A 22,684-nucleotide genomic window follows, 5' to 3' on the forward strand; every position below is an offset into this window, starting at 1 on the left:
CGGATGCCGCACGTCTTCCATCGACATCCGTCTCGTATCGAGGAGCTTCTCATGGCCGGAACGAACCAGGGCATCATCGACCCGCCCATCGACAACCTGCTCGACAAGGTCGACTCCAAGTACCAGCTCGTCATCTACGCGGCCAAGCGCGCGCGTCAGATCAACGACTACTACTCGGACCTCCACGAGGGGAACCTGTTCGACAACGTGGGCCCGCTCGTCGACTCGACCGTCGAGGACAAGCCGCTCACGATCGCCCTCCACGAGATCCACGAGGACAAGCTCCGCCTCCGCCACGCCGAGTGACGCTTCCGCACCGCAGGTGACGCCGGAAGGCGCGCTCGGCCGCGCTGTCGGCGGCCACCGGCAGAATCACCGGGTGCCCGCACCCGACTCCGCCCCGATCCTGGAGCTGCGATGACCGAGCTGCGCCTGTTCACCTCCGAGTCCGTCACCGAGGGCCATCCCGACAAGATCTGCGACCAGATCTCCGACAGCATCCTCGACGGGATCCTCGCCGAGGACCCCGCCGGCCGCGTCGCCGTCGAGACGCTCGTCACGACGGGCCTCGTGCACGTCGCGGGCGAGGTCTCCACGCGCGCGTACGTCGAGATCCCCGCGATCGTCCGCGACGTGGTCAACCGCATCGGCTACACGTCGAGCGAGACCGGCTTCGACGGCGATTCCTGCGGCGTGAGCGTCTCGATCGGCGCGCAGTCCTCCGACATCGCGGCGGGCGTCAACAAGGCCTTCGAGCGGCGCGAGGACGGATCGGAGGATCCGCACGACCTGCAGGGCGCGGGGGACCAGGGCATCATGTTCGGCTACGCCACGCGCGAGACGCCGCAGCTCATGCCGATGGCGATCTGGACGGCGCATCGCATCGCCGAGAGACTCACCGAGACGCGGAGGTCGGGGATCCTGCCGTTCCTGCGCCCCGACGGCAAGACGCAGGTGACGCTCGGCTACGACGGGAACGCGCCGAAGACCATCGAGTCCGTCGTCCTGTCGACCCAGCACCATCCCGACATCTCGCAGGACGAACTGCGCGCCCTCGTGCGCGCCGAGGTCATCGAGCCCGTGCTGGCGCAGACCGGGCTCGACTTCCCGGACGTCAAGTACTACATCAACCCGGCCGGCCCCTTCGTGACGGGCGGGCCGAAGGGCGACGCGGGCCTGACGGGCCGCAAGATCATCATCGACACCTACGGGGGTGCGGCGCGCCACGGCGGCGGCGCCTTCAGCGGGAAGGACCCGTCCAAGGTCGACCGGTCGGCGGCCTACGCCATGCGCTGGGTCGCGAAGAACGCGGTTGCGGCGGGCCTGGCCGACCGCCTGGAGGTGCAGGTCGCGTACGCGATCGGGAAGGCGAAGCCCGTCGGACTGTACGTCGAGTCGTTCGGGTCCGGGCATGTCGCCGACGAGGCGATCACGAGGGCCATCCGCAGCGTCTTCGACCTGCGGCCCAAGGCGATCATCGACGACCTCGATCTCCTTCGGCCGATCTACGCGCAGACGGCCGCCTACGGGCACTTCGGGCGTGAGCTGCCGGACTTCACGTGGGAGCGCACCGACCGCGTCGAGGAGCTCCGCGCGGCCGCCGGGCTCTGACGTGGACCCTGCCTCAGCGCGAGGCGAGGAGATGACCGCGCGACCCGTGGCGAGGGTGCTCCTCGACTCGCCGCTGCCGCAGCTCGACCGGCTGTTCGACTACGCGATACCGCCCGAGCTGGATGCTCAGGCGCAGCCCGGCGTCCGGGTGCGTGTGCCGCTGCGCAGCGCCGGGCGGATGGTCGACGGCTACCTCGTGGAGCGTCTCACGGAGCAGCCGGGTGACCGGCCGCTCTCCGCGCTCGACGCCGTCGTGTCGCCCGTGGAAGTGCTCCCGTCCCGGCTGTACGCGCTCGCACGACGCGCCGCCGATCGTGCGGCGGGCTCGGCATCCGACATCCTCCGGCTCGTGATCCCGAAGCGGATGGTGCGTGCCGAGAAGGCGTGGCTCGCCGCCACACGGCCCGAGCCGCACGCGCCGCAGCCCTCCGAGTGGGTCCGCGAGGCCCTCGGGGCGTTCCCCGGGCTCGCCGAAGGCCTCGACGAGGCGCGCCGGCTCGCGGTCGAGGCCCCCGCGCATCTCGTCGCGGTTCCGGATGCCTCGGGCTCCCCCGTCTTCGTCGGCGCCTGGGCCGAGCTGCTCGCGGCCGCCGCGGTCCACACCCTCGACCGCGGGCGAAGCGCCATCCTGGTCGTGCCGGACCATCGTGACCAGGCGCAGCTCGAGGCCGCCCTCGCCGGACGCGTGAGCGAAGACGTCGTCATCCGGCTCGACGCCCGGCAGCCGTCGCCGGCCCGCTACGCCGGGTTCCTCCGCACGCTCGACGCGGCACCGTGCGTCGTGATCGGCCAGCGCTCGGCGGTGTACGCACCCGTCCACGCGCCGGGACTGATCGCGCTGTGGGACGACGGCGATCCCCTCCTCGCCGAGCCGCTGTCTCCGGGCGTGCACGCGCGCGACGCGGCGCTCATCCGGCAGGAGCTCGACGGATGCGCGCTCCTGTTCGCGGGCCACACCCGCACCACCGATGTGGAACGGCTCGTGGGGGTCGGCTGGGTGCGCGACCTTCCGCCTCGCCGTCGGACGAGCCCCCGGGTCGTCCTGAGCGCCACACGCGAGGGCGAGTCGCGCGGTGCCCGCGTGCCCTCGGCCGCCTTCGCCGCCGCGCGCGAGGCGCTCGCGTCGGGTCCCGTGCTCGTGCAGGTGGCCCGCCCCGGCTACGCTCCGGTTCTCGTGTGCGCCGACTGCCGGCGACCGGCACGGTGCCCCCACTGCTCTGGTCCGCTCCGCGCGGCACGCGCCGGAGCCGTGCCCGAGTGCGGGTGGTGCGGCCGCGCCGCCGGCGCCTGGGCGTGCCCGCACTGCGCGTCCACGCGGGTGCGCATGGCATCAGCGGGGAGCGAGCGCACGGCCGACGAGCTCGGTCGCGCCTTCCCGGGCGTCCGGGTCGTCGTCGCCGACGGCGACCACCCCGTCGCTCGCGTCGACGGGCGGCCCGCACTCGTCATCGCGACCCGCGGCGCGGAGCCCATCCCCGACGGCGGATACCGCGCCATCATCCTGCTGGATGGCGAGCGGATGCTGCTGGCCGACGATCTGCGCATCGGGGAGTCCGCTCTGCGATGGTGGATGAACGCGGCAGCCCTCGCGGCGCCCGGGGCGCCGGTCCACCTCGTGGGAGTGGCCGGGTCCGTCGCGCGGGCGCTCGCGACCTGGAGCCCGTCCGCGTATGCGCGCTCCGAGCTCGCCGACCGCGCGCCGCTGCGCATGCCTCCGGTCGTGCGCGTCGCGGCGGTCGAGGGGCCCGCGAAGGCGGTGTCGACGACCCTGGCCGCCCTGCGCGAGACGCTTCCCGGGCTCCAACCCGACGATGTCCTGGGGCCTGTGACGCGGGACGACGGAGGCGCCCGGGCCCTCGTCCGGTTCGACTACGGCCTCGGCGCTCGCGTGACCGAGAGCCTGCGGTCCTCGGTCGTGGCGGATGCCCTCCGCGCCCGGAAGGCGGCCAAGGGAAGGACGCCCGGCGCCCGCAATACACTCAGAGTCCGGGTCGACGTTCCCGACCTCGATCTGTGAGGAGCCTCATGCGCCTGGTCTTCGCCGGCACGCCCGAGGCGGCGGTCCCGTCGCTCCGGCGGCTCGCGGCATCCGATCACGACGTCGTCGCCGTCGTGACCCGTGCCGATGCACCGCTCGGACGCAAACGCGTGCTGACGCCGTCGCCGGTCGCACGGGCGGCCGACGAGCTCGGCATCCCGACGATCAAGACCGATCGGCTCGACGATGCCGCGACGGAGGCGATCCGCGCCGCACATCCCGACCTCGGCGTCATCGTCGCGTACGGCGGGCTCGTCCGCGAGCCGCTGCTCTCGCTGCCGGCGCACGGCTGGATCAACCTCCACTTCTCGCTGCTCCCACGCTGGCGGGGCGCCGCGCCGGTCCAGCGGGCGGTCATGGCGGGGGATGCCGAGACCGGCGTCGCGGTGTTCCGCCTCGTCCCTGCGCTCGACGCGGGCGACGTGTTCGCACGGGTGCCGTACCTCATCCCCGACGGGGCGACGGCGGGCGACCTGCTGGCCGCGCTCGCCGTCGACGGCGCCGACGTCCTGACCGACGTGGTCGACGGCATCGCCGCAGGCACCGCGCGCGCCGTCCCGCAGGAGGGCGAGCCGACGTTCGCGCCCAAGCTCACGCTCGACGACGGCCGTGTGCCGTGGAGCGAGCCCCGGGAGGCGGTGCTCGCCCGCATCCGCGGCGTGACGCCCGAACCGGGCGCGCACACGTCGGTGGGCGGCGCGCGGCTGAAGATCCTCGTCGCGGGGAAAGCCGAGGCATCCGCCACCCCCCTCGCCCCCGGCGAGATCGCCTCCGTCGGCCGGCTGATCCTCGCCGGCACGGGCAGCGGCCCCGTCGTGCTCGACCGCGTGCAGCCCGCGGGGAGGGGTGCGATGAACGCCGCGGACTGGTGGCGCGGCCTGCGCACCGCGGGCACGGTGATCGCGACATGACCGCGAGCGCACCCCGCCGCGTCGCGTACGACGTGCTGCGGGCCGTCAACGAGTCCGACGCCTACGCGAACCTCCTGCTGCCGACCTCGATCGAGCGCGCGCGGCTCTCGACGGCCGACGCCGCCCTCGCGACCGAGCTCACCTACGGCACCCTGCGCCGTCAGGGCACCTACGACGCCGTCATCTCGATCGCCGCCGGCCGGTCGGTGAAGGACATCGACCCCGCCGTACTCGACGCGCTGCGGCTGGGCGTGCACCAGCTGCTGTCCACCCGGGTCGCCTCGCACGCCGCGGTGAACGAGTCCGTGGAACTCGCGCGTGAGGCGGGCCGAGGCGCGTCCGGCTTCGTCAACGCGGTCCTGCGGCGCGTCTCGCGAGACACCCCGGGGGACTGGATGACACGGGTCGAGGACTCCGCGCGCTCCGACGACGAGCGCCTCGGCCTCGTCTACTCGCATCCCGTCTGGGTCGTCCGCGCGTTCCGTCGCGCGCTGGCCGCGGAGGGCCGCGCCGACGAGCTGGAAGCACTCCTGACCGCGGACAACGCCTCACCGCGCGTCACGATGGCGGCTCTGCCGGGTCTCGCCGAGGTGCCCGCGGACGCCCGGCGCACGCCGTACTCGCCCCTGGGCTTCCGGCTGGGCGGCGGAGATCCGGAATCGCTCGTCTCCGGCTCCGAGGGACGGGTGCGGGTGCAGGACGAGGGCTCGCAGCTCGCCGCGCTCGCCCTCACCCGCGCCGAGCCGGTGCGGGCCGGGGAGCGGTGGCTGGATCTGTGCGCGGGTCCGGGCGGCAAGACCGCGGTCCTCGCCGCCGAGGCGCTCGACGGCGGCGCGAGCCTCGAGGCGAACGAGGTCTCGCCGGCGCGGGCCGGACTCGTGCGCCGTGCGGTCGAGGGCGTGCCGCTGGAGGTGCCGGTGTCGGAGGCCGACGGTCGGGTCCGCGCGTCGGAGAGCCCCGGCGCCTACGACCGCATCCTCGTGGACGCCCCCTGCACGGGACTGGGCGCGCTGCGCCGCCGCCCGGAGGCGCGGTGGCGCAAGTCGCCTGCCGACGTCCCCTCGCTCACCGAGCTGCAGACCGAGCTGCTGAGCGCTGCCGTCGTCGCGCTCCGGCCGGGCGGGATCGTCGCGTACGTCACGTGCTCGCCCCACCTCGCCGAAACGGCGGGAGTCGTCGCCGAGGTGCGCCGTTCGTTCGGCGCGTCGCTCGAGGAGCTGGATGCGCGCGCCGTGGTCACCGCGATCTCGTCGAGCGACCCGCGGCTGCCCGACCAGGCCGACGGGTCCCATCGCGCGCAGCTCTGGCCGCACCGGCACAACACGGACGCGATGTCGATCTCGCTGCTCACTCGACGTAGCTGATCCGCATCGGCAGCGCGTCGAGCTCGGTGCGCAGCGCGACGAGGGCGGCCGGATGCGTCCGGGCGAGCTCCCGGGCATCGAGATGGATGACGGAGCCGTCGGGGAGGACGACGGCGAGGTCGCGGAGCACAGCGAGGACGCGCTCCGCCGCCGCGAACCCCAGCTCGCCGCTCAGGCGGATGACGCGTCCGTCGTCGGTCTCGGAGATGTCGACGATGGGCTGCGAGATGCTCTCGTGCGGCTCGAGCAGGTGCATCCCCATGCGCTCGCTGAGCGTCGCGACGATCGCCTGGCCGCGCACGCTGTTGCCGTGGCGATCCAGGCGCGGGCTGAAGGCGGCGACGCCGAACTGCGACGGCGCGACGGCGAGCACCCCGCCGCTCACGCCGCTCTTGGCCGGGAGCCCCACCCGCAGCAGCCACTCGCCGGAGAAGTCGTACATGCCGCAGCTCGACATGATCGACAGGACGTTTCGGGCGACGCGCTCCTCGACGACCCGGTCGCCGGTCAGGGGGTTCATCCCTCCGAAGGCGAGCGTGCTCGCCATGACCGCGAGATCCCGCACCGTCACGAGGATCGAGCACTGCCGGAAGTAGGTCTCGAGAGCGAGCTCGACCGGTGCGTCGACCACGCCGTACGAGCGCATGAGGTGGCCGAGCGCACGGTTGCGGTCACCCGTCGACGACTCGGAGCGGTACACCGACTCGTCGACGCGCAGGTCGCGGCCGGCGAAGGCGGAGAGGGTGCGCAGGATGGTCTCGGTCCGCTCGTCGACGTCCGCCCCGGCGACGAGTCCCGTCGTCGCGATCGCCCCCGCGTTGACCATCGGGTTCGCCGGCCGGCCGGTGTTCTCCTCCAGACTGATGGCGTTGAACGGCTCGCCGCTCGGCTCGGTCCCGACGCGCTGCATGACCGCGTCCAGGCCGATCTCCGACAGGACGTGAGCGAGCACGAAGGGCTTCGAGATCGACTGGATCGTGAAGGCCACCTCGTCATCGCCGACGGAGCGGATCTGCCCCCGCGGCCCGACGACGGCGAAGGCGAGATGGTCGGGCTCGGCCTCCGCGAGCTCGGGGATGTACGAGGCGGGAGCGCCGCTGTCGTCGTCCTCGACGTCGTCGAGCACCTGCTGCATGAGCGCCACGATGGGATCCACGGCTCGACCATAATGGACGGATGCAGCCTGACGGGAAGCCCGGCGTCCGCATCAACCCGAGCATCCTCGCAGCCGACTTCGTCAACATGCAGGCCGAACTCGCCCGCATCGACGGGGCGGATTTCGTGCACGTCGACGTCATGGACAACCACTTCGTGCCCAACCTGACGTTCGGCCCGCAGATGGTGGAGCGCGTCCAGGCGACGAGTCCCGTGCCGCTGGACGTGCACCTCATGATCACGAACCCGGACCGGTGGGCTCCGGGCTACGCCGAACTGGGCGCGGCATCGGTCACGTTCCACCTCGAGGCGGCGAAGGAGCCGGTCGCGCTCGCCCGCCGGCTGAGAGCCATCGGGGCCCGCGCCGGTGTCGCCGTCAAGCCGGCGACACCCGTCGACGGCCTGTTCGACCTGCTCGACGATTTCGACCAGATCCTCGTGATGACCGTCGAGCCGGGGTTCGGCGGGCAGTCCTTCATGCCCGAGACGATGCCGAAGCTCCGCCGCCTCGCCGCCGAGGCGCGCACCCGCGGATCGTCGGTGTGGCTGCAGGTCGACGGCGGCATCGGCGAGTCGACGATCGCGCAGGCCGCCGAGGCGGGCGCCGACACGTTCGTCGCCGGCTCCGCCGTGTTCGGCGCGGACGATCCGGATGCCGCGATCACGCGCCTGCGCGACCTCGCCGCGCACCGGCACTGACCCGCGCGGCCGTCACGGGCGACGACGGCGCCGTCGCGCCCGGTACCCTGGCATGGTGAAGACGTTCGACGAGCTGTTCGCCGAGCTGTCCGCGAAAGCGGTCGAGCGGCCCGAGGGATCGGGCACCGTCGCCGAGCTCGACGCGGGTGTGCACCACATCGGCAAGAAGATCGTCGAAGAGGCCGCCGAGGTGTGGATGGCGGCGGAGTACGAATCGACGGATGCCACGGCCGAGGAGATCTCGCAGCTGCTCTACCACCTCCAGGTGATCATGATCTCGAAGGGCCTGGGGCTCGAGGACGTCTACCGACATCTCTGAGCGACGATCCGACTCCCGACGCTCCGACACCGAAAGCCACCCCCGCATGCTGCGAATCGCCGTGCCCAACAAGGGCTCGCTCGCCGAGACCGCCTCCGAGATGCTCTCCGAGGCCGGCTACGTCGGCCGCCGCGACCCGAAGGACCTCCACGTCATCGACCCGCAGAACGAGGTCGAGTTCTTCTACCTGCGCCCCAAGGACATCGCCACGTACGTCGGCTCCGGCGCCCTCGACGTCGGGATCACCGGCCGGGACCTTCTCCTGGACGCGCGGATGCCGGGCGCGCGCGAGATCGAGGCGCTCGGTTTCGCGGGGTCGACCTTCCGCTTCGCCGCCCCTCCCGGGCGCTTCCGCGACGTCGGCGATCTGGAGGGGGTGCGCATCGCGACCTCCTACCCGGGACTGGTCGACGCCTTCCTCGACGAACACGGCGTCGCCGCCGACCTCGTTCCGCTCGACGGCGCCGTGGAGTCGGCCGTCCGGCTCGGAGTGGCCGACGCCATCGCCGACGTGGTGGAGACCGGCACGACACTGCGCCAGGCGGGCCTGGAGATCTTCGGCCCGGTCATCCTGCACTCCGAAGCAGTGCTCATCGCCGCGCCCACGGAGGCCGAGGGCACCGAGACGCTCCTCCGGCGCCTCCGCGGGGTCATGGTGGCGCGGCGCTACGTCCTCATCGACTACGACCTCCCGGTGCACCTCGTGGACGAGGCGGTGAAGGTCGCGCCCGGCATCGAGTCGCCGACGATCTCGCCGCTGCGCGACCCGGAGTGGGTCGCGGTGCGCGTCATGAGCCCGCGCAAGGGCGTCAACCAGGTCATGGACGCGCTGTACGCGATCGGCGCGCGCGCGATCCTCGTGACCGCCATCCACAACGCGAGGCTGTGATGGCGCTCGTCACCCGCGTCATCCCGTGCCTCGACGTCGCGGGTGGCCGCGTCGTCAAGGGCGTCAACTTCGAGAACCTCCGCGACATGGGCGACCCCGTCGAGCTCGCGCGGCTCTACTTCGACCAGGGCGCCGATGAGATCACCTTCCTCGACGTCACGGCCACCGTCGACGAGCGCGCGACGACCTACGACGTCGTGCGGCGCACCGCCGAGCAGGTCTTCATCCCCCTGACCGTCGGCGGGGGAGTGCGCTCGAGCGAGGACGTCGCCCGGCTCCTCTCGGTCGGAGCCGACAAGATCGGCGTCAACTCTGCGGCGATCGCCCGTCCCGTCCTCCTCGACGAGATCGCCGACCGCTTCGGCGCCCAGGTCCTCGTCCTGTCGCTCGACGTCAAACGGGTGTCCCCGGAGCGCGCGGAGCAGATCCCGTCCGGCTTCGTCGTGACGACGCACGGAGGCCGCACCGAGACCGACCTCGACGCCCTCGCGTGGGCGCGCGAGGCGATCGAGCGCGGCGCGGGGGAGCTCCTGGTGAACTCGATCGACGCTGACGGCACCCGCGAAGGGTTCGACCTCGAACTCGTCTCGCTCATGCGCGAGGTCTCGAGCGTGCCCGTCATCGCCTCGGGCGGCGCCGGCGCGGTGGAGCACTTCGCCCCGGCCGTCCGAGCCGGCGCGGACGCCGTGCTCGCGGCATCCGTCTTCCACTCCGGGCAGCTCACCGTGGGAGACGTGAAGGCGTCGCTCCTCGCCGCGGGCATCCCCGTGCGGGAGACCGAGACCCCGGCGCGCGATGCACTGAGGGAGCGGAGCGAGACGACATGACCGATGCCCTCCCCGTTCCCGAGCCTGTCGAGGCACGCGTCGGACGCGTCGCCTTCGACGATCAGGGACTCGTCGCGGCGATCGTCCAGCAATGGGACACGCTCGAGGTCCTCATGCTCGGATGGATGGATGCCGAGGCCCTCCGCCGCACGCTCACCGAGGGCCGCGTGACGTTCTGGTCGCGGTCGCGGCAGGAGTACTGGCGCAAAGGCGACACGTCCGGCAACATCCAGCTCGTCCGCGGTGCGCGCCTGGACTGCGACGGCGACGCGATCCTCCTGCAGGTCGAGCAGATCGGCCCCGCCTGCCATACCGGTACCCGCACCTGCTTCGACTCCGACGACCTCGACCCCGTCCGCGGGCCGGAGCAGTGACCGCACGCGCACGGCTCCTCGCCGTCGTCGCGACCGTGCTGGCGGGGGCGATCGGCGTCATCTCCTCGACGCAGACGTGGCTCACCGTCACCCTCGACGACGGCGCGGAGCATGCCCTGCCCGTCGCGGGGGCCGACGCCATCCCCGTGCTCGCACCCCTGAGCCTCGCCGCGCTGGCGCTCGGCGGAGCGCTCTCCATCGTGGGGCTCGTGCTGCGCTACGTCTTCGGTGCGCTCGGGATCGCGATCGGCGCAGTCCTCGCCGTGCTGACGGCGCAGGTCGCCTTCGCCAGGCCGCTCTCGGCCGTGGCCCCGGCGGTGACGACCGCTACGGGCCTTACGGGCGAGAAGGCGGTGGCTGACCTCGTGCTCCGGGTGGAGCCGACCCCCTGGCCTTTCGTCACCCTCGTGGCCTGGGTCGTGCTCATCGGCGCCGGGGTCTTCACGATCGGGACCGCGCGGCGCTGGCGGGGGAGTGCCAAGCGGTACACGACGGATGCCGCGGCCGCACCCGCGGCGAGCGCCGGACCAGCGGCATCCCGGCCGCACGACGCCATCGACTCGTGGGACGACCTGTCGCGCGGCGACGATCCCACCGCCCGCTAGACTCGGAGAACCCGCGCACCTCGGAGGAGATCCATGAGCAACCCCATCGGCGATCCCGGCCACGGACACTCGCCGGCAGCCTGGACGGCCGTCATCATCGGCCTCGTCGCGATCGCGATCGGCACATTCTTCTTCTTCCTCGACATGCCGGTCTTCGTGTGGGCGGCAGCCGTGCTGCTGGTTCTGGGCCTCATAGTGGGGTGGATCATGGCGCGCATGGGGTACGGCGTGAACGGCCCGAAGTACAAGGCGAAAGAGCACTGAGCACTCGTGCTGAGCGAACGTCCGTGAGTGCAAGCATGCTCGCCGACCTCACGGCCGGCGCGGTGGAGGATGCCCGGACGCGTTCCGTCGAGCGCCCCCCGGCAGCCGTCGAGGAGGCCGCGGCGTCGCAGCCGCCCGCCCGGGATGCCGTCGCGGCACTCGCCCCCGCAGACCGGGTCAAGATCATCGCCGAGGTCAAGCGCGCGAGCCCCTCGCGCGGCGACCTCGCGTCGATCCCCGACCCCGCCGCTCAGGCGCGCCTGTACGAGCTGGGCGGCGCGTCGGCCATCTCCGTCCTGACCGAGGGGCGCCGCTTCAAGGGCAGCCTCGCCGACCTCGAGGCGGTCAGGGCCGCCGTGGCACTGCCGGTCCTGCGCAAGGACTTCATCGCGACGGAGTACCAGGTGCTCGAGGCGCGCGCGTCGGGTGCCGACATCGTGCTGCTCATCGCGGCGGCGCTCGAACAGGACGTGCTGGCCCGGCTCCACGCGCTCACGCTCGACCTCGGCATGACCCCGCTCGTCGAGACCCACTCCGCCGACGAGGTCGAGCGGGCCGCCGACGTCGGCGCCAGGCTCATCGGCGTCAACGCCCGCGACCTCTCGACCTTCGCCCTCGACCGCGACCTCTTCGGCCGCCTGGCCGAGCGGATCCCGGCGGACGCGGTCAAGATCGCCGAGTCGGCGGTGCTCTCACCCGAGGACGTCGCACACTACCGTGCCGCGGGCGCCGACGTCGTCCTCATCGGCGAGGCTCTCGTGACGGGCGACCCGGTCGCGACGCTCGAGGCATTCCTGGCGGCGGGCGCCGGCGCGGCCGATCGGAGGGACACGAAGTGACGCTGCTGCGCGAGGCCAAGGGGCCGTTCTTCGGCGAGTTCGGCGGGCGCTACATGCCCGAGTCGCTCATCGCCGCGATCGACGAGCTCACCGCCGTCTACGAGGACGCGATCGTCGACCCGGCCTTCCAGGCCGAGTTCGCCGAGCTGCTCCGCTCGTACGCCGGGCGTCCTTCGGTGCTGACCGAGGTGCCCCGCTTCGCGGAGCACGCCGGGGGAGCGCGGGTCTTCCTCAAGCGCGAGGACCTCAACCACACCGGCTCGCACAAGATCAACAACGTCCTCGGCCAGGCCCTGCTCACCAAGCGTCTGGGCAAGACGCGCGTCATCGCCGAGACCGGCGCCGGCCAGCACGGCGTCGCGACCGCGACGGCCGCGGCCCTGTTCGGCTTCGAGTGCACGATCTACATGGGCGAGGTCGACACCGAGCGACAGGCGCTCAACGTCGCCCGCATGCGGCTCCTCGGCGCCGAGGTCGTGCCCGTCAGGACCGGCTCGCGCACCCTGAAGGACGCCATCAACGACGCCTACCGCGACTGGGTCGCGAGCGTCGAGACGACGAACTACATCTTCGGCACCGCCGCGGGTCCGCACCCCTTCCCGGCCATGGTGCGCGACTTCCAGAAGGTGATCGGGGAGGAGGCGCGCGCGCAGCTCCTCGAGACGCTCGGGCGCCTGCCCGACGCGGTGCTCGCGTGCGTCGGCGGCGGGTCGAACGCGATCGGAATGTTCGACGCGTTCCTCGACGACGAGAGCGTGAAGCTGTACGGCGTCGAGGCCGCCGGCGACGGCGTCGACACGCCCCGGCACGCGGCATCCATCGAGCGCGGACGCGCCGGGATCCTCCACGGCGCGAAGACCTTCGTGCTCCAGGACGAGGACGGCCAGACGGTCGAGTCGCACTCGATCTCGGCGGGACTGGACTACCCGGGCGTAGGTCCGGAGCACGCCTGGCTCGCCTCGATCGGGCGGGCGGAGTACATCCCCGCGACCGACGACGAGGCCATGCAGGCCCTTCGCCTCCTCAGCCGCACCGAGGGCATCATCCCGGCGATCGAGTCGGCCCACGCGCTCGCCGGCGCGCTGCGCATCGGCCGGGAGCTCGGCCCCGACGCCGTGCTCGCCGTGTGCCTCTCCGGCCGCGGCGACAAGGACATGGACACCGCCGCCCGTTACTTCGACCTCTACGACGGCGCGACCCCCGAGGAGGGCTCGCCCGTCGAGACGCCGGAACCGGATGAGGCAGCCTCAGGCGAGGGCGTCCAGCTGTGACCTCGCGGGTCGCAGAGGCCATCGAGGCCGCGCGGGCGGCCGGCCGCGGAGCTCTCGTCGGATACCTTCCGCTCGGCTATCCCGACCTGGAGACGAGCGTCGAGGCGGCCGTCACGCTCGCCGAGAACGGCGCCGACGTGCTCGAGCTGGGCCCGCCCTACTCCGACCCGGTGATGGACGGCACCATCATCCAGGAGGCGACCCAGGCGGCGCTGGCCGGCGGCTTCCGCATGCGCGACACGTTCACCGCCCTCGAGGCGATCTCCCGCCGCGTGGACGTGCCCGTGCTCGTCATGACGTACTGGAACCCGGTCGTGCAGTACGGCGTCGACCGCTATGCCGACGACCTCGTCGCCGCGGGCGGAGCGGGCCTCATCACGCCCGACATCACGCCCGATGCCGCCGAGGACTGGATCGCCGCGAGCACCCGGACGGGCCTGGACCGGGTCTTCCTCGCCGCGCCGACCTCGACCGACGATCGACTCGACCTGATCGTGCGGAACTCGACGGGCTTCGTCTACACCGTCTCGACGATGGGGATCACGGGCGAGCGCGCGCAGCTGGATGCCGCGGCCCGCACCCTCGTCGGACGCCTGCGCGAGCGCGGCGCCGATCACGCGTGCGTGGGCATCGGGATCTCCAACGCCGAGCAGGTCGAGGGCGTGCTCGAGTACGCCGACGGCGCGATCGTGGGAACGGCCCTCGTGCGGGCGCTCCGCGACGGGGGGCTCGAGGGCCTCGCCGAGGCGACGCGGGCCCTCGCCGCAGGCACCCGCGGGCGCGCGAACTAGACTTCTCGGGTCGGCCGCGGCCGATTCCCCTGCCTCGAAGGACACACCATGATGAATGCCGCTCTGAGCCTTGCTGGAGGCGTGGCCGCCAGCATCCCGAGTCCCGCGGTGAGCTACATCGATCTCGGACCGTTCCGGATCCACTTCTATGCGCTGTGCATCATCGCGGGGATCATCGTCGCCGTCCTCCTGACGAACCATCGCCTCACCAAGCGCGGGGCGGAGCCGTGGGTCGTCATCGACATCGCCCTCCTGGCCGTGCCGCTCGCGATCATCGGCGCGCGCGTCTACCACGTGGCGACGCACCCGGGCTTCTACTTCGGGCCGGGAACGAACATCTGGGACGTCTTCGCCATCTGGGAGGGCGGCATCGCGATCTATGGCGCCCTGATCGGCGGTGCGATCGGCGCGTGGCTCGGCTGCAAGTGGACCGGCATCCGGTTCTGGACCTTCGCAGACGCCCTGGCGCCGGGCCTGCTGCTCGCGCAGGCGATGGGCCGGTTCGGCAACTGGTTCAACCAGGAGCTGTTCGGCCTGCCGACCGCCCTGCCCTGGGGCCTGGAGATCGACTCCGACAACCCGGCCTTCCCCGCCGGGCTGCCCGCCGACACCCTCTTCCACCCGACCTTCCTCTACGAGGTCGTGTGGAACGTCATCGGGGTGCTCTTCCTCCTGTGGGCCGGCAAGAAGTTCCGCCTGCAGTGGGGCCGCCTCTTCGCGCTCTACCTCGTCTGGTACAGCGCGGGCCGCATCGTGTGGGAGTCGATCCGCATCGACCCGAGTGAGATCTACCTCGGTCTGCGGACGAACGTGTGGGCGGCGATCTTCGGCGTCCTCCTCGGCATCGCGATCTTCTTCGTGCAGAAGCGACGCCACCCGGGCCTCGAGCCCTCGCCCTACGTGCCCGGCCGCGAGTGGAGGCCCAAGGGGGTTGTACAATCGCAGGACACCGATTTCGTCGACGTCAGCGAACCACCCGCCGGCGAGATCGAGCAGCGCGCCGCCACAAGCACTGTCGCCTCGAAGTAATCTCCTGCACATCTGAGGTGCAGCACAGCTGGTACCCCGGGCCGACGTCGTCCCATTTCGAGTCAAGTGAGGACGGTTGGAATGGCCTCGAGCCCCCGTCACAACGCAGCCCCGTCGGGACGCACCGGGTTCCCTGAGAAGCAGGGCATGTACAACCCTGCTTTCGAGAAGGACGCGTGCGGTCTCGCGATGGTCGCGACGCTGCGCGGCGAGCCCGGACACGACATCATCGCGCTCGCCCTGACGGCCCTGCGCAACCTCGAGCACCGCGGCGCGATCGGATCGGATGCGGGAACCGGCGACGGGGCCGGCATCCTGACCCAGATGCCCGACGCGTTCCTGCGCGCCGTCGTCGATTTCGAGCTGCCCCCTGTCGGGGAGTACGCGGCGGGCATGGTGTTCCTGCCGCTGGAAGCCGAGGCGCGCGCCGCGCAGAAGGTCGGGATCGAGAAGCTCGCCGCGAGCGAGGCGCTCACCGTGCTCGGCTGGCGGGAGGTGCCGATCGACGACACCTACCTCGGCAAGCTCGCCTTCGCCGCGCGACCCGCCTTCGAGCAGCTGTTCGTATCGCGCCCCGCGGTCGGCGAGGACCCCGCGCTGTCGGGGATCGCGCTCGACCGCCGCGTCTACCGGCTGCGCAAGCGGGCCCGCACCGAGCTCGACGCCTACTTCGTGTCGCTCTCGAGCCGCACGCTCGGCTACAAGGGCATGGTCACGACGCTCCAGCTCGAGCCGTTCTACCCCGACCTCTCCGACGAGCGGTTCATGTCGGAGCTCGCCGTCGTGCACTCGCGCTACTCGACCAACACCTTCCCGTCGTGGCCCCTCGCGCAGCCGCTGCGGATGCTGGCGCACAACGGCGAGATCAACACGGTCAACGGCAACCGCAACTGGATGCGAGCGCGCCAGTCGCAGCTCGAGTCGGAGCTGCTCGGCGACATCGACCCGCTGCTGCCGATCTGCACGACGGGGGCGAGCGACTCGGCGTCGTTCGACGAGGTGCTGGAGCTCCTGACCCTCACCGGGCGGAGCCTTCCGCACGCCATCATGATGATGGTCCCCGAGGCGTACGAGAAGCAGCTCGACATCGACCCGAAGCTCCGCGCGTTCTACGAGTACCACTCGATGCAGATGGAGCCGTGGGACGGTCCGGCCGCGCTCATCTTCACCGACGGTACCCTGGTCGGCGCGACGCTGGACCGCAACGGCCTGCGCCCCGGCCGCTGGACCGAGACGACCGACGGCCTCATCGTCATCGGCAGCGAGACCGGCGTGCTCGACTTCGAGCCCGAGCGCATCAAGCGCCGGGGCCGCCTGCGCCCGGGCCGCATGTTCCTCGTCGACACCGCGCAGCAGCGCATCATCGAGGACGATGAGATCAAGCGGAGTCTCGCCGAGCTCGAGCCGTGGCAGGAGTGGCTCGACAACGGGCGCGTGCGCCTGGCCGAACTCCCCGAGCGCGAGCACATCGTGCACCCGATCGCCTCGATCACGCGCCGTCAGCGCACGTTCGGCTACACCGAGGAGGAGGTGCGCATCCTCCTGACCCCGATGGGACAGACGGGCGCCGAGCCCCTCGGCGCCATGGGGAGCGACACCCCCGTGGCCGTGCTGAGCGACCGCCCGCGCCTGCTGTTCGACTACTTCACCCAGCAGTTCGCGCAGGTGACCAACCCGCCGCTCGACTCGATCCGCGAGGAGGTCGTGACCTCGCTCTCGCTCGGCCTCGGCCCGGAGCGCAACCTCCTCTCATGGGGACCGGACCACACGCGCGTCGTGACGCTCGACTTCCCCGTCATCGACAACGACGAGCTGGCGAAGATCCAGCACATCGACACGGCCCTGCCCGGGCGCACGTCCGTCACCATCCGCGGGCTCTACCGCGTGGAGGCAGGCCACAAGGGCATGCAGAAGCGCCTCGCGCAGATGTGCCAGGAGGTCGACCAGGCGATCGAGGACGGCGCGGAGTTCATCGTCCTGAGCGACCGCGACTCGAACAAGGACCTCGCCCCGATCCCCTCCCTGCTCATGCTCGCCGCGGTGCATCACCACCTGATCCGCAACCAGACGCGCATGAAGTGCGGCCTCGTGGTCGAGGCGGGCGACGTGCGCGAAGTGCACCACGTCGCGACGCTCATCGGGTACGGGGCATCCGCCGTCAACCCGTATCTCGCCATGGAGACCGTCGAGTACCTGGTGCGAGCGGGATACATCACAGGCATCTCCCCCGAGAAGGCGGTCAAGAATCTCATCAAGGCGCTCGGTAAGGGCGTCCTGAAGATCATGTCCAAGATGGGCATCTCGACCGTGTCGTCGTACGCCGGCGCGCAGGTCTTCGAGGCGATCGGGCTCTCTCAGGAGTTCGTCGAGAGGTACTTCACCGGCACGGAGACCAAGCTCGGGGGAGTGGGGCTCGACGTCATCGCCAGCGAGAACGCCGCCCGCCACGCCTACGCGTACCCCGAGGACGCGGCGGTGCGGGCGCACGAGCGCCTCTGGACGGGGGGCGAATACCAGTGGCGCCGCGACGGGTCGCCGCACCTGTTCAACCCCGAGACGGTCTTCCGGCTGCAGCACTCCACACGCACGCGGCGCTACGACATCTTCCGCGAGTACACCAAGCTCGTCGACGATCAGGCGAGTGAGCTGAAGACCCTCCGCGGGCTGTTCAAGCTCCGCACGGGCGTGCGCCCGGCCGTTCCCGTCGACGAGGTCGAGCCGGTCTCGGCCATCGTCAAGCGCTTCTCCACCGGCGCGATGAGCTACGGCTCCATCTCGAAGGAGGCGCACGAGACGCTCGCGATCGCGATGAACCGGATCGGCGCCAAGTCGAACACGGGCGAGGGCGGCGAGGACGTCGACCGTCTGCTGGATCCGGAGCGCCGGAGCGCGATCAAGCAGGTCGCGTCGGGTCGCTTCGGCGTCACGAGCCTCTACCTGACCGAGGCCGACGACATCCAGATCAAGCTCGCACAGGGAGCCAAGCCCGGCGAGGGCGGCCAGCTGCCGCCGGCGAAGGTGTACCCGTGGGTCGCCCGCACGCGGCACGCGACGGCAGGAGTAGGTCTCATCTCCCCGCCGCCGCACCACGACATCTACTCGATCGAGGACCTCAAGCAGCTCATCTTCGATCTGAAGCGCGCCAACCCCCGTGCCCGCGTCCACGTCAAGCTCGTGAGCCAGTCCGGCATCGGCGCGGTCGCCGCCGGCACCGCCAAGGCCCTCGCGGACGTCATCCTCGTCTCGGGGCACGACGGCGGCACGGGCGCGAGCCCGCTCAACTCGCTCAAGCATGCCGGCACACCGTGGGAGCTGGGTCTGGCCGAGACGCAGCAGACCCTCATGCTCAACGGCATGCGCGACCGCGTCGTGGTGCAGGTCGACGGGCAGCTGAAGACCGGGCGCGACGTCGTGATCGGCGCTCTGCTGGGCGCCGAGGAGTTCGGGTTCGCCACGGCGCCGCTCGTCGTCGAGGGCTGCGTCATGATGCGCGTCTGCCACCTCGACACGTGCCCCGTCGGCGTCGCGACGCAGAACCCCGTGCTGCGGGCGCGGTTCAACGGCAAGCCGGAGTTCGTGGTCAACTTCATGGAGTTCATCGCTCAGGAGGTGCGGGAGTACCTCGCGGAGCTGGGCTTCCGCTCGCTCGACGAGGCGATCGGCCACACCGAGCTCCTCGACATCAACGGCGCCGTCGACCACTGGAAGGCCAGCGGACTCGACCTGGCGCCCGTCCTCCAGGGCCCCGCGTTCGCGGACGACGAGCCGCGTCGCAATCGCCGGGGCCAGGAGCACGAGCTCGACGCGCACTTCGACATGCAGCTCCTCGAGCGCGCGCAGGACGTCGTCGCGCACGGAGGCGAGATCGCGATGGAGCTGCCGATCCGCAACACGGAGCGGGCCGTCGGCACGATGCTCGGCCACCACGTCACGCGCGCGCACGGCCAGAACGGGCTTCCGAGCGGGTCGATCGTGGTCGACCTGAAGGGCTCCGCCGGGCAGTCGTTCGGCGCGTTCATGCCGTCCGGGATCACGCTGCGCCTCGAGGGCGACTCGAACGACTACGTGGGCAAGGGCCTCTCGGGCGGGCAGATCGTCATCCGCCCCCCGCAGGGCGCGAGCTTCGAGGCGTCCGAGAACGTCATCGCGGGCAACGTCATCGGCTACGGCGCGACCCAGGGGACGATGTTCCTGAGCGGCGTCGTGGGCGAGCGCTTCTTCGTGCGCAACTCTGGCGCGACCGCCGTCGTGGAGGGCGTCGGCGACCACGCGCTGGAGTACATGACGGGCGGGCTCGCCGTCATCCTCGGCAAGACCGGCCGGAACCTCGGTGCCGGCATGTCCGGCGGCACGGCGTACGTGTACAAGCTCGACGAGGCGCTCGTGAACCGCGAGGCGCTCGCGGCGGGCGAGCTGGTGCTCGGCGAGCTGGGATCGGGGGATGCCGAGATCCTCCGCGACCTGCTGACGCAGCACGTCGCCGAGACGGGCTCGACGCTCGCGGCATCCCTACTGGAAGACTTCGACACGGTGCTGGACGACTTCGTGCGTGTGCTGCCGCGGGACTACGCCGCGGTGCTGCAGACGCGCCAGGAGGCGGTCGCGCAGGGGCTCGACCCCGACGGCGACGTCGTCTGGAACCGCATCCTGGAGGTGACGGGTGGCTGACCCGAAAGGCTTTCTGAAGGTCACCGAGCGCGAGCTTCCGCCTCGCCGCCCGGTGCCCGTGCGCATCATGGACTGGAAAGAGGTGTACGAGCCGGGCGACTCGGCGGTCCTGCGCCGGCAGGCTGGGCGCTGCATGGACTGCGGCGTGCCGTTCTGTCACAAGGGCTGCCCGCTCGGCAACCTCATCCCGGAGTGGAACGACCTCATGTGGCGCGGCGAGGGCCGGGCCGCGATCGAGCGCCTGCACGCCACGAACAACTTCCCCGAGTTCACGGGCCGGCTGTGCCCGGCGCCGTGCGAGAGCGCGTGCGTCCTGGGGATCAACCAGCCCGCCGTCACGATCAAGCAGATCGAGGTCTCGATCATCGACGAGGCGTTCGGCAACGGCTGGGTCGAGCCCGAGCCCCCGGGCCGCCTCACCGGCAAGACGGTGGCGGTCGTGGGGTCGGGCCCCGCCGGGCTCGCCGCCGCGCAGCAGCTGACCCGCGCCGGTCACACGGTCGCGGTGTTCGAGCGTGACGACCGCATCGGCGGACTCCTGCGCTACGGCATCCCGGACTTCAAGATGGAGAAGAAGCACCTCGAGATGCGCCTGCGTCAGATGCGCGACGAGGGCACGCGCTTCCGCGCGGGCGTCGAGGTCGGCAGGGACATCTCGTGGAGCGACCTCCGTGCCCGCTACGATGCGGTCGTGGTCGCGACGGGTGCTCCGGTGCCGCGCGACCTCCCGATCCCGGGCCGCGATCTCGCGGGCGTCCACTTCGCGATGGAGTACCTCGTCGAGTCCAACCGCGCGACCGCCGGCGACTCCGTGCCGAACCAGATCACGGCCGAAGGCAAGCACGTCGTCGTCATCGGCGGCGGCGACACCGGCGCGGACTGCATCGGGACGGCCCACCGTCAGGGGGCCTTGAGCGTGACCAACCTCGCGATCGGCAAGCGTCCCCCGGGCGAGCGTCCCGAGCACCAGCCGTGGCCCATGACCCCGACGGTCTTCGAGGTGCAGTCGGCCCACGAGGAGGGCGGCGAGCGGTCGTACCTGGCCTCGACGGTCGAGTTCGTCTCGAACGACGCCGGCGAGGTCCGGGCCATCCGGGTGGCCGAGACGGAGTACACCGCCGACGGCCGCCGCGTGCCCAGGAGCGGCACCGAGCGCGACATCCCCGCCGACCTCGTGCTCATCGCGATGGGCTTCACCGGTCCCGAGCGCACCCTCGTCGAGGAGCAGCTGGGCACGCGATTCACCGGTCGCGGCAACTTCGAGCGCGAGCACGACTTCCACTCCACGACCCCCGGCGTCTTCGTCGCGGGCGACGCGGGACGCGGTCAGTCGCTCATCGTGTGGGCGATCGCGGAGGGCCGCGCCGCGGCCGCTTCGGTCGACGCCTACCTGATGGGCGACACGGCGCTCCCGGCCCCCGTCCGCGCCGACGATGTCGCGATCGGCCTCCAGCCCGCGTAGGCTGACCGAGGTCTTTTCGACCCTTTCCCGACAAATCCCCTCCCACTACGGAGCACATACGGATGAGACGCGCCAAGATCGTCGCAACCCTCGGCCCCGCAACGTCGACGTACGAGATGGTCCGCGCGATCATCGAGGCGGGCGTCGACGTCGCCCGGTTCAACCTCAGTCACGGCGACTACTCCGTGCACGAGAACAACTTCGCCAACGTGCGCAAGGCCGCTGAGGACGCGCAGCGTCCGGTCGCGATCCTCGTCGATCTGCAGGGTCCCAAGATCCGCCTCGGCAAGTTCGAGGACGGTCCGCACGAGCTGGCGGTCGGCGACATCTTCAAGATCACGACGGAGGACATCCTCGGCACGAAGGAGATCGTCTCCACGACCTTCAAGGGCCTGCCCGCCGACGTCAAGCCCGGCGACTTCCTCCTGATCGACGACGGCAAGGTGCGGGTCGAGGTCGTCGAGACCGACGGCACGGTCGTCACCACGAAGGTCGTCGTGGCGGGGCCGGTGTCGAACAACAAGGGCATCAACCTGCCCGGCGTCGCGGTCAACGTCCCTGCCCTCTCCGAGAAGGACGAGGCGGACCTGCGCTGGGGGCTGCGCATCGGCGCCGACCTCATCGCGCTGTCGTTCGTGCGCGACGCCAAGGACGTCCAGCGCGTGCACGTCATCATGGCCGAGGAGGGACGACACGTCCCCGTCATCGCCAAGATCGAGAAGCCCCAGGCCGTGGACAACCTCGAGGAGATCATCGACGCGTTCGACGGCATCATGGTCGCTCGCGGCGACCTCGGCGTCGAGCTGCCCCTCGAGGCCGTCCCGATCGTGCAGAAGCGCGCCGTCGAGCTGTGCCGCCGCATGGCGAAGCCGGTCATCGTGGCGACGCAGATGCTGGAGTCGATGATCGACAACCCGGTGCCCACGCGCGCCGAGACGAGCGACGTCGCCAACGCCGTCCTCGACGGCGCAGACGCCGTGATGCTCTCGGGCGAGACGAGCGTCGGCAAGTACCCCGTCGTGGTGGTCGAGACCATGGCCCGCATCGTCCAGTCGACCGAGGAGCACGGCCTCGAGCGCATCCTGCCGCTCACCGCGAAGCCGCGCACGCAGGGCGGGGCCATCACCCTCGCCGCGGTCGAGGTGGCCGACTTCGTCGACGCGAAGTACCTCTGCCTCTTCACCGAGTCGGGCGACACCGCTCGCCGCATGTCGCGCATCCGATCGAAGATCCCCATGATCGCGTTCACCCCCGAGCCGGCCATCCGCCGGCGGATGGCGGTCACGTGGGGCGTGCAGTCGACCCTCGTCGAGCACGTCCCGCACACCGACCGCATGTTCATCCAGGTCGACGACCACCTGCTGTCCAACGATCTCGCGAAGGTCGGCGACAAGGTCGTCGTGATCTCGGGATCGCCTCCCGGAATCGTCGGCTCCACCAACGACATCCGCGTCCACAAGGTGGGCGACGCTGTGCACGGCGCCGCGCCGATCTACCGCCAGTAGACACGCTCACCCGCCGCGGGCGAATCCCGCGTACCGGATGGCCCTCGCTCGCTAGAGTGAGGG

The 22,684-nt window shown here is 71.4% G+C and carries 20 protein-coding genes; 19 read left to right on the forward strand and 1 reads right to left on the reverse strand.

Annotation, left to right across the window (positions count from 1 at the left end; all coding sequences use genetic code 11):
* Positions 1-51 precede the first annotated feature (51 nt).
* From rpoZ to EV279_RS12395, 5 genes are all read left to right on the forward strand, one after another.
* Complete coding sequence (gene rpoZ / locus EV279_RS12375) at positions 52-306, forward strand: DNA-directed RNA polymerase subunit omega (protein WP_133543899.1); 255 nt, start codon at positions 52-54, stop codon at positions 304-306.
* Positions 307-417: 111 nt separating this feature from the next.
* Positions 418-1,611 carry a methionine adenosyltransferase gene (metK, locus tag EV279_RS12380; RefSeq protein ID WP_133543901.1) on the forward strand — a complete coding sequence of 398 codons (1,194 nt, stop codon included), beginning with the start codon at positions 418-420 and terminating at the stop codon, positions 1,609-1,611.
* A 31-nt stretch (positions 1,612-1,642) separates the two neighbouring features.
* A complete protein-coding gene (locus EV279_RS12385; RefSeq protein ID WP_133543903.1) occupies positions 1,643-3,628 on the forward strand; it encodes a primosomal protein N' in 1,986 nt (661 codons plus the stop codon).
* Positions 3,629-3,636: 8 nt separating this feature from the next.
* Positions 3,637-4,560, forward strand: coding sequence for a methionyl-tRNA formyltransferase (gene fmt, locus EV279_RS12390; RefSeq protein WP_133543905.1), 924 nt, complete (start codon positions 3,637-3,639; stop codon positions 4,558-4,560).
* Positions 4,557-5,924: a transcription antitermination factor NusB gene (locus tag EV279_RS12395; RefSeq protein ID WP_133543907.1), complete on the forward strand. Its 1,368-nt coding sequence runs from the start codon at positions 4,557-4,559 to the stop codon at positions 5,922-5,924. Before fmt ends, EV279_RS12395 begins: the two co-directional genes overlap by 4 nt.
* Here EV279_RS12395 and glsA read toward each other — a convergent pair.
* Complete coding sequence (gene glsA, locus EV279_RS12400) at positions 5,908-7,080, reverse strand: glutaminase A (protein WP_133543909.1); 1,173 nt, start codon at positions 7,078-7,080, stop codon at positions 5,908-5,910. The two genes, EV279_RS12395 and glsA, sit on opposite strands and share 17 nt — an antisense overlap.
* 20 nt (positions 7,081-7,100) lie before the next feature.
* Here glsA and rpe point away from each other — a divergent pair, with 20 nt between their 5' ends.
* The 14 genes from rpe (at position 7,101) to pyk (ending at position 22,621) form a co-directional block, all read left to right on the forward strand.
* On the forward strand, positions 7,101-7,778 hold the full coding sequence (gene rpe, locus EV279_RS12405; protein WP_133543911.1) for a ribulose-phosphate 3-epimerase: 678 nt from the start codon (positions 7,101-7,103) through the stop codon (positions 7,776-7,778).
* Positions 7,779-7,833: 55 nt separating this feature from the next.
* Positions 7,834-8,097, forward strand: coding sequence for a phosphoribosyl-ATP diphosphatase (locus tag EV279_RS12410; protein WP_133543913.1), 264 nt, complete (start codon positions 7,834-7,836; stop codon positions 8,095-8,097).
* A gap of 46 nt (positions 8,098-8,143) precedes the next feature.
* The gene (gene hisG / locus EV279_RS12415; RefSeq protein ID WP_133543915.1) at positions 8,144-8,986 is read left to right on the forward strand and encodes an ATP phosphoribosyltransferase; all 843 of its coding nucleotides are present in this window, start codon (positions 8,144-8,146) and stop codon (positions 8,984-8,986) included.
* Positions 8,986-9,813 carry an imidazole glycerol phosphate synthase subunit HisF gene (gene hisF / locus EV279_RS12420; protein ID WP_133543917.1) on the forward strand — a complete coding sequence of 276 codons (828 nt, stop codon included), beginning with the start codon at positions 8,986-8,988 and terminating at the stop codon, positions 9,811-9,813. The genes hisG and hisF overlap by 1 nt, the downstream gene beginning before the upstream one ends.
* Positions 9,810-10,187, forward strand: coding sequence for a phosphoribosyl-AMP cyclohydrolase (hisI, locus tag EV279_RS12425; RefSeq protein WP_133543919.1), 378 nt, complete (start codon positions 9,810-9,812; stop codon positions 10,185-10,187). The genes hisF and hisI overlap by 4 nt, the downstream gene beginning before the upstream one ends.
* Positions 10,184-10,792, forward strand: a complete 609-nt coding sequence (locus EV279_RS12430) for a Trp biosynthesis-associated membrane protein (protein ID WP_133543921.1) — start codon at positions 10,184-10,186, stop codon at positions 10,790-10,792. The genes hisI and EV279_RS12430 overlap by 4 nt, the downstream gene beginning before the upstream one ends.
* A gap of 33 nt (positions 10,793-10,825) precedes the next feature.
* Positions 10,826-11,056 carry a DUF6704 family protein gene (locus tag EV279_RS12435; RefSeq protein WP_133543923.1) on the forward strand — a complete coding sequence of 77 codons (231 nt, stop codon included), beginning with the start codon at positions 10,826-10,828 and terminating at the stop codon, positions 11,054-11,056.
* A gap of 35 nt (positions 11,057-11,091) precedes the next feature.
* Entirely contained in the window at positions 11,092-11,895 is an 804-nt protein-coding gene (trpC, locus tag EV279_RS12440; RefSeq protein ID WP_133544931.1) for an indole-3-glycerol phosphate synthase TrpC, read from the forward strand.
* 53 nt (positions 11,896-11,948) lie between these two features.
* Positions 11,949-13,166 carry a tryptophan synthase subunit beta gene (trpB, locus tag EV279_RS12445; protein ID WP_243728622.1) on the forward strand — a complete coding sequence of 406 codons (1,218 nt, stop codon included), beginning with the start codon at positions 11,949-11,951 and terminating at the stop codon, positions 13,164-13,166.
* Complete coding sequence (gene trpA / locus EV279_RS12450; protein ID WP_133543927.1) at positions 13,163-13,957, forward strand: tryptophan synthase subunit alpha; 795 nt, start codon at positions 13,163-13,165, stop codon at positions 13,955-13,957. The genes trpB and trpA overlap by 4 nt, the downstream gene beginning before the upstream one ends.
* A gap of 48 nt (positions 13,958-14,005) precedes the next feature.
* On the forward strand, positions 14,006-14,986 hold the full coding sequence (lgt, locus tag EV279_RS12455; RefSeq protein WP_133543929.1) for a prolipoprotein diacylglyceryl transferase: 981 nt from the start codon (positions 14,006-14,008) through the stop codon (positions 14,984-14,986).
* Positions 14,987-15,067: 81 nt separating this feature from the next.
* The gene (gene gltB / locus EV279_RS12460; RefSeq protein ID WP_133543931.1) at positions 15,068-19,654 is read left to right on the forward strand and encodes a glutamate synthase large subunit; all 4,587 of its coding nucleotides are present in this window, start codon (positions 15,068-15,070) and stop codon (positions 19,652-19,654) included.
* Entirely contained in the window at positions 19,647-21,116 is a 1,470-nt protein-coding gene (locus EV279_RS12465; protein ID WP_133543933.1) for a glutamate synthase subunit beta, read from the forward strand. The genes gltB and EV279_RS12465 overlap by 8 nt, the downstream gene beginning before the upstream one ends.
* A 62-nt stretch (positions 21,117-21,178) precedes the next feature.
* Positions 21,179-22,621, forward strand: a complete 1,443-nt coding sequence (gene pyk / locus EV279_RS12470; RefSeq protein WP_133543935.1) for a pyruvate kinase — start codon at positions 21,179-21,181, stop codon at positions 22,619-22,621.
* Positions 22,622-22,684: the final 63 nt, after the last annotated feature.

The organism is Microbacterium sp. BK668, from assembly GCF_004362195.1.
Taxonomy (GTDB): domain Bacteria; phylum Actinomycetota; class Actinomycetes; order Actinomycetales; family Microbacteriaceae; genus Microbacterium.

Bases quoted from the DNA above. Each gene is read 5' to 3' on its own strand.
- rpoZ (WP_133543899.1), top strand. From the start codon at position 52: ATGGCCGGAACGAACCAGGGCATCATCGACCCGCCCATCGACAACCTG.
- metK (WP_133543901.1), top strand. From the start codon at position 418: ATGACCGAGCTGCGCCTGTTCACCTCCGAGTCCGTCACCGAGGGCCAT.
- EV279_RS12385 (WP_133543903.1), top strand. From the start codon at position 1,643: ATGACCGCGCGACCCGTGGCGAGGGTGCTCCTCGACTCGCCGCTGCCG.
- fmt (WP_133543905.1), top strand. From the start codon at position 3,637: ATGCGCCTGGTCTTCGCCGGCACGCCCGAGGCGGCGGTCCCGTCGCTC.
- EV279_RS12395 (WP_133543907.1), top strand. From the start codon at position 4,557: ATGACCGCGAGCGCACCCCGCCGCGTCGCGTACGACGTGCTGCGGGCC.
- rpe (WP_133543911.1), top strand. From the start codon at position 7,101: ATGCAGCCTGACGGGAAGCCCGGCGTCCGCATCAACCCGAGCATCCTC.
- hisG (WP_133543915.1), top strand. From the start codon at position 8,144: ATGCTGCGAATCGCCGTGCCCAACAAGGGCTCGCTCGCCGAGACCGCC.
- hisF (WP_133543917.1), top strand. From the start codon at position 8,986: ATGGCGCTCGTCACCCGCGTCATCCCGTGCCTCGACGTCGCGGGTGGC.
- hisI (WP_133543919.1), top strand. From the start codon at position 9,810: ATGACCGATGCCCTCCCCGTTCCCGAGCCTGTCGAGGCACGCGTCGGA.
- EV279_RS12435 (WP_133543923.1), top strand. From the start codon at position 10,826: ATGAGCAACCCCATCGGCGATCCCGGCCACGGACACTCGCCGGCAGCC.
- trpC (WP_133544931.1), top strand. From the start codon at position 11,092: ATGCTCGCCGACCTCACGGCCGGCGCGGTGGAGGATGCCCGGACGCGT.
- trpB (WP_243728622.1), top strand. From the start codon at position 11,949: ATGCCCGAGTCGCTCATCGCCGCGATCGACGAGCTCACCGCCGTCTAC.
- lgt (WP_133543929.1), top strand. From the start codon at position 14,006: ATGATGAATGCCGCTCTGAGCCTTGCTGGAGGCGTGGCCGCCAGCATC.
- gltB (WP_133543931.1), top strand. From the start codon at position 15,068: ATGGCCTCGAGCCCCCGTCACAACGCAGCCCCGTCGGGACGCACCGGG.
- pyk (WP_133543935.1), top strand. From the start codon at position 21,179: ATGAGACGCGCCAAGATCGTCGCAACCCTCGGCCCCGCAACGTCGACG.